General features: G+C 49.8%; 4 protein-coding genes and 1 tRNA gene. 2 read left to right on the top strand and 3 right to left on the bottom strand.

The features are described 5' to 3' along the window. Positions 1-259 precede the first annotated feature (259 nt). Positions 260-332: transfer RNA gene (locus AB1757_31165), tRNA-Lys, on the top strand. An 86-nt stretch (positions 333-418) separates the two neighbouring features. Here AB1757_31165 and AB1757_31160 read toward each other — a convergent pair. Then, positions 419-1,198: a porin family protein gene (locus AB1757_31160; protein MEW6131528.1), complete on the bottom strand. Its 780-nt coding sequence runs from the start codon at positions 1,196-1,198 to the stop codon at positions 419-421. Positions 1,199-1,477: 279 nt separating this feature from the next. After that, entirely contained in the window at positions 1,478-1,735 is a 258-nt protein-coding gene (locus tag AB1757_31155; GenBank protein MEW6131527.1) for a hypothetical protein, read from the bottom strand. Positions 1,736-2,185: 450 nt separating this feature from the next. Between AB1757_31155 and AB1757_31150 the strand changes: the two genes are divergently transcribed. Beyond that, entirely contained in the window at positions 2,186-4,630 is a 2,445-nt protein-coding gene (locus AB1757_31150; protein ID MEW6131526.1) for an ABC transporter permease, read from the top strand. Between the two features lie 72 nt (positions 4,631-4,702). Here the strand turns inward: AB1757_31150 and AB1757_31145 are convergent, their stop codons facing one another. Further along, positions 4,703-5,260 (bottom strand): AIPR family protein, encoded by a 558-nt coding sequence (locus tag AB1757_31145; GenBank protein ID MEW6131525.1) that lies wholly within the window; start codon positions 5,258-5,260, stop codon positions 4,703-4,705. Positions 5,261-5,374 lie beyond the last annotated feature (114 nt).

Genomic DNA, 5,374 nt, shown 5'->3' with positions numbered 1-5,374 from the left:
CGCGTCGCACGAGAGCCGCGTTATATTGTTTCCAGTTGCGGAGGCGATAAGTGCGTTTGGTGTTTTTTTTCTTCACAAATCAAGAATACCAGCACTATCGTCTCCCTGCTTTATGCAACAAAGCCATGATGAATTAAGGTCAAATCAGAAATTCGCCAGGGCAAATAAAATTTAAGCCGGGGCGCTTGTCAGGTTTTTGACGAGTAAGCTAGAATGACGGTTCTTTTTCAAACGCTTTTTGCAACCTCTGCATAGAGAGGGGCCGTTAGCTCAGTTGGTAGAGCAGGGGACTCTTAATCCCAAGGTCGTAGGTTCGATCCCTACACGGCCCATTCATTTTCTTGTCTATCTATTACATTTTTTATTCAAGCCGCAAAGCATCGGGATTAATTAAGAATCAACGAAATCAATCAATTGTTCATTTCAAACCGAAAGCGTAACCGATTGAGATGACAAAGTTCCCCGTTCTACTCTTGCCGTTCCTGACGGTATCTTTTTGAAGCGTTGTCAATCCGTAAGCGATGCGGGCATCAATCTGGATGTAATTTTTGCCGTGTGGAATCTCCAAGCCACCACCACCCGTTAATCCGAAGTTATGGCTGTGAAGGTCGCTTTTAATCTCCGTTGTGGCATCAAATGAAATTGGTGGCAAAGGGGTTCCGGCTGGCGGTAACAGCAGGGGGATTTTTCCGTCGCGGTCAAGGTAAAGGGTGCTGTTTCCACTGGTGACCTGTTTGGCGGTCAGCAATCCGCCGTAATAAACGCCCCCGTTCAGGTATAGCCGCTTTTTATCCTGTTCACCGAATTTGTATTTCAGCATTAGCGGCACTTCCAGATAGTTTAACTTGGCGACATTTTTAAAATCGCCATAGTAATAGAAGCCTTCGGGAAGCGTCGGCAGTCCAGGGGGAGCAATTGAAATCGGTTGAATGCCATCGCGTTTGCCGCCTTGTCCGGCAAAGTTTAATTCAACTTGAAACGCAAGTTTTTCTTTCAATCCGACTTCGACAAATCCGCCGAAGTTTGGCGCCAGGCGCGATTTATAATCACGACTCAACTCATTACTTTGTTTACTGCTAAGTTGAGGGACGCTGATTCCCCCCTTGAATCCGATGTAAACCTCGCGTTCATTTTGAGCCAGTGAAGGAGAGGACAGCAGTACAACCACAACAGCGGCTAACAGCAAAAATTTTCGCATTGAAATCTCCCGGAAAAGAAATAGGTTTGGGTTAAAGCACTGCACTTATAACCGATTTCGTGGATTTAATAAACCGGAAGGTTTTAATTTCCTTAATTGATGGTGAAAAGTTTTTCGTCATCAAAAATCGAAAATTGAAAGTGAGGTGTCCGGGCGTTAATTGTTCGTGCTGGCGTGATTGCTACGAGTTGAATTGTGGCAGCCGGTCTTGCGTGACGCGGTGTGGTGGTTTGAGTGTCGGCTCGTCTGCGATTCGTAACGGCAACTTCGCAGCTTGAGTTACTGCCCTACCCCCGCCGCCATCGCCGAGCCCGTGTTGATGATGTTCTTGACCGGTTGATTGCCGAGCACGGCTTGTCCGCGATATTTGCGAATGGTTTCGGCGGCATGCGAAGCCCGCGAGAGATATTTGTTGGCGTTTGAGTTTCCCCTGAACTGTTCAAGTTCCGGCAAGACCGAGCCGAGCGATTGGATGCCGAACTCGCGCATCGGTTCAAGCTTGCGATGAAACTTAAACTCAAAGGGATATATCTTCATTGGCAGAACTCCTACACTAATAAAATAGGTAAAACTGAAATTGAGGGAAGAGGGTGTGATTAAAAGTGGGACTCGAAATTCGCACATCACTTGGCTAATGCTTAACCCAGGGTTCACCACTTGCAGCAAGACGCCCTACACTGCTCATTCACTTCCAACAATTCCCGGCTATTACATTTTTATTTGAAGTTTAAAGAAATCACCCGCGCATTAGGAGCGATTCAGTCCACTTTGATAGAATGCTGCGACCGTTACACGGCGGCATTGCGCGTCTAATGGGAAGGGTTAATGAAGAGCAACTTGGGTGAAGTTAGAGTAGAACTGAAAAGCCGCTTTCAGACGCCTGCCGGCGACCAGTTGCGAACCGCAATGTCTGCGCAAGCAGTGCGCGACAGTTGCTTATCAAACTCAGAGGGGTCGCACAGACAAAACCGATAAGGGGGAATATCAGTGCTTGAAAAATTCATTCAAGATATGCGCTACGGATTGCGTATGCTCTGGAAGCGTCCGGGATTTACGATTATCGCTTTGCTCTCGCTGGGACTGGGGATTGGCGCTAATACGGCAATCTTCAGTTTAGTAAACACCGCCGCGTTACGCCCTTTGCCAATCGAACGCCCCGAACAAGTCGTCGCTTTACAAAATGCTGCGGCGCTCAGAGTATCGACAACCTTTTCCTATCCCAACTACAAAGATTTTCGCGACCGCAACCAGGTTTTTGAGGGACTCATTGGCTATCGCTTTGTCCCGCTCAATGTCACCTATGACAACACCAATGACAAGCTGTGGGGTTATATTGTGACCGGCAACTATTTTGCAGTGCTCGGTGTGCGAGCGGCGCTTGGACGATTGATTGTCGAAGATGATGACCGGCAGCCGGGCGCGCATCCGGTCACTGTCATTAGCCACAAATGCTGGCAGCAACGCTTTGGCGGCGCAAACGCTATTATCGGCAAAGATGTGATTGTCAATGGTCGCAGTTTCACCATTATCGGGGTTGCGCCGCCGGGCTTCTTTGGCACCGAAATTATCGCCGAGCCGCAATTGTGGTTTCCTATGGCGATGCAATCAGAGATTGAAACCGGCAACCCCTGGCTCGATAAACGCGGCACCGAATTGACCCTCGTGCAGGGGCGACTCAAAGCCGGTGTCAGCATCGAACAGGCTCAAACTGCGCTTAACGCGATTGCCGCAGACCTCGAAGGCGAATATCCGGAAATCAATGAAGGCAAGCGCATCGCTTTATCTGCGCCCGGCGCGGGACTGATGGGCGGGATGATGATTGACCGGCTTTTGGGTTTCCTGGGAATCGTTCTGGTGGTGGTTGCCTTCGTTTTGCTGCTTGCCTGTACCAATCTCGCAAATTTACTGTTGGCGCGTGCCGCCGAACGGCGTAAAGAGATTGCTGTGCGGTTAGCTCTGGGTGCCAGTCGTCGCCGCGTCATCTGGCAACTCATGACCGAAAGCCTGTTGCTGGCAATAATGAGCGGCGCGGTTGGCTTACTGCTGGCTTACTGGCTCGTGGAATTGATGAGCGGCTTTCAACTGCCGGTGGATTTTCCTTTGTTGATAGACCTGCACATCGATTATCGCGTGTTGCTTTTTACCTTTTTGACTTCGCTGGCAACCGGCATGACGTTTGGCTTATTGCCCGCTTTGCAAACCACCAAAATTGATTTACTGACGGCGTTAAAAGCTGAAACGGCGCTTGGCAGTTACCGGCGTTCGTGGTGGAAAAATAGTTTAATTGTCTTACAGGTGGCGCTGTCGATTATGTTGCTCATCGGCGGCGGATTGATGCTGCGCGCCTTGCAACAAACCCAGGCAATCACACTTGGATTTAATCCGCAAAATGCGGTCACGCTATCTTTCGATTTACGCTTGCAGGGCTATGACAATGCGCGTGGTCGCGAATTTCAGAAACAGATATTGGAACGTGTACGAACTTTGCCGGGTGTGCAGGACGTGGGAATCGTTGACCTCGCGCCCGTGGATTTGCATTTCGCTAGGGGCGCAGTTTTCATTGAAGGGCAAACGCCGGAACGCGCATCAAATGCGCCAAGAGCCATGATGAGTCGCATCAGTCCAAACTATTTGCAAGCTATGGGCACGCGAATTTTGCAGGGGCGCGATTTCACCGAGCAGGACGATGAAAACGCGCTGCCGGTCGCGATTGTCAACCAAACCTTTGCGCGGCGATTCTTTGCCGGCGAAGCGGCGCTCGGCAAACGTTTTCGTCAAGGCGCGGCGACCGCGCCGCTGATGCAGATTGTCGGCATTATCGAAGACGGCAAATATGCGGGGCTTGGCGAAGAGCCGCAACCTTATGTTTGTCGCCCGATGCAACAGGCGTATGCAGGCAGCACGACGCTGGTGGTGCGCGCCGCGAGCGACCCGCAAAAACTGTTGGCAGTGGTTCGCAACGAAGTGCAACAGAAGGATTCGCATATGCCGTTATCGACTCTGACGCTTGCGGAAAAGCTGGGACTGGCGTTAATGCCGGCGCGCATCACGGCGATGATTTTCGGCATCTTCGGCGCGCTCGCCCTGGCGCTTGCAGCGATTGGCATTTACGGGGTGATGGCGTATGCGATTTCGCAACGCACACGCGAAATCGGTATACGACAGGCGCTCGGCGCGCGACCCGCAGACATTTTGAAACTGACAATGGCGCAGGGAACCAGGTTGACATTGATTGGTATTGGTATCGGCATCTTCGCCGCTTTGATGCTGGCGCGGTTAATGAAGAGTTTGCTCTTTGGCGTAAGCGGGACTGATTTATTGACCTATTCGGCGGTCACTGTGGTTTTGCTCGGTGTAGCACTGCTGGCGTGTTACATTCCTGCGCGCCGCGCAACCCGGATTAACCCGATGGAGGCGCTAAGAAACGAATAGACCGCTAAAATTTTAATGCGATTTTATAAATTGAAAAACTTCAGAGCGTAAATGAGGTTAAAATTCTCCGGGCTATTCCGTATGAAAGCCCTCCTCTTCCATTCGTTGTAAGATTGAAAGAAGGGCTACACTTTGCCAGTCGGTTGGAATGGCTTTGGGAATCCTGGATGCAACTTTCAGCAGTTTTTCATCATTAGCGGATAACAGTTTATTTTGTCTTCCCCATTCGCCGAGCCTTGACCAGTATGCTGCACCTAAAGTGACGACTGTTGTCTGGGCTTCGATCCCTGAATTGATTTGTTGCTGAGTCCGTGCATCTTTTTTTACAACCTGCACTTCATCCCCGCCAATCAATTCCCGAATAAATGTACGGTTAAGTTGTACATCGCTTTCGCGTACCCGCTGCCAGCAGATTTCCTTCTTACACCATTCCGTCACATTCTGGAATCCCTGGCTGGGAGAAACAATGACATCGAATGCAGCCTTGGCGATTAAAGTAAGCTGATTATCAAGGTTGCTGGAAACAGTCTGTTTTGCCCAGATACTTCTCAAATCAAGCGCCCTTTTCGGAGCTTGGGTCTTGATCAATGATGCAAGTAGCGCAATTGTATACGCAACTATAGACCTCATGAAAAAGAATTTCTGAGAATCACTTGAAAGTAAGGATTCAATCGGGGTATCTCCATAGTTTCACTTTATCCAAAAACCAAAGGAGATTCCCCGATGTTACCCTTTCGTCTTACC

Source organism: Acidobacteriota bacterium (assembly GCA_040754075.1).
Lineage (GTDB): Bacteria > Acidobacteriota > Blastocatellia > UBA7656 > UBA7656 > JBFMDH01.
Note: the sequence above shows the minus strand (reverse complement) of the source record. Positions and strands in the feature narration are given on the sequence as shown.

Bases quoted from the DNA above. Each gene is read 5' to 3' on its own strand.
- AB1757_31160 (MEW6131528.1), bottom strand. From the start codon at position 1,198: ATGCGAAAATTTTTGCTGTTAGCCGCTGTTGTGGTTGTACTGCTGTCC.
- AB1757_31155 (MEW6131527.1), bottom strand. From the start codon at position 1,735: ATGAAGATATATCCCTTTGAGTTTAAGTTTCATCGCAAGCTTGAACCG.
- AB1757_31145 (MEW6131525.1), bottom strand. From the start codon at position 5,260: ATGAGGTCTATAGTTGCGTATACAATTGCGCTACTTGCATCATTGATC.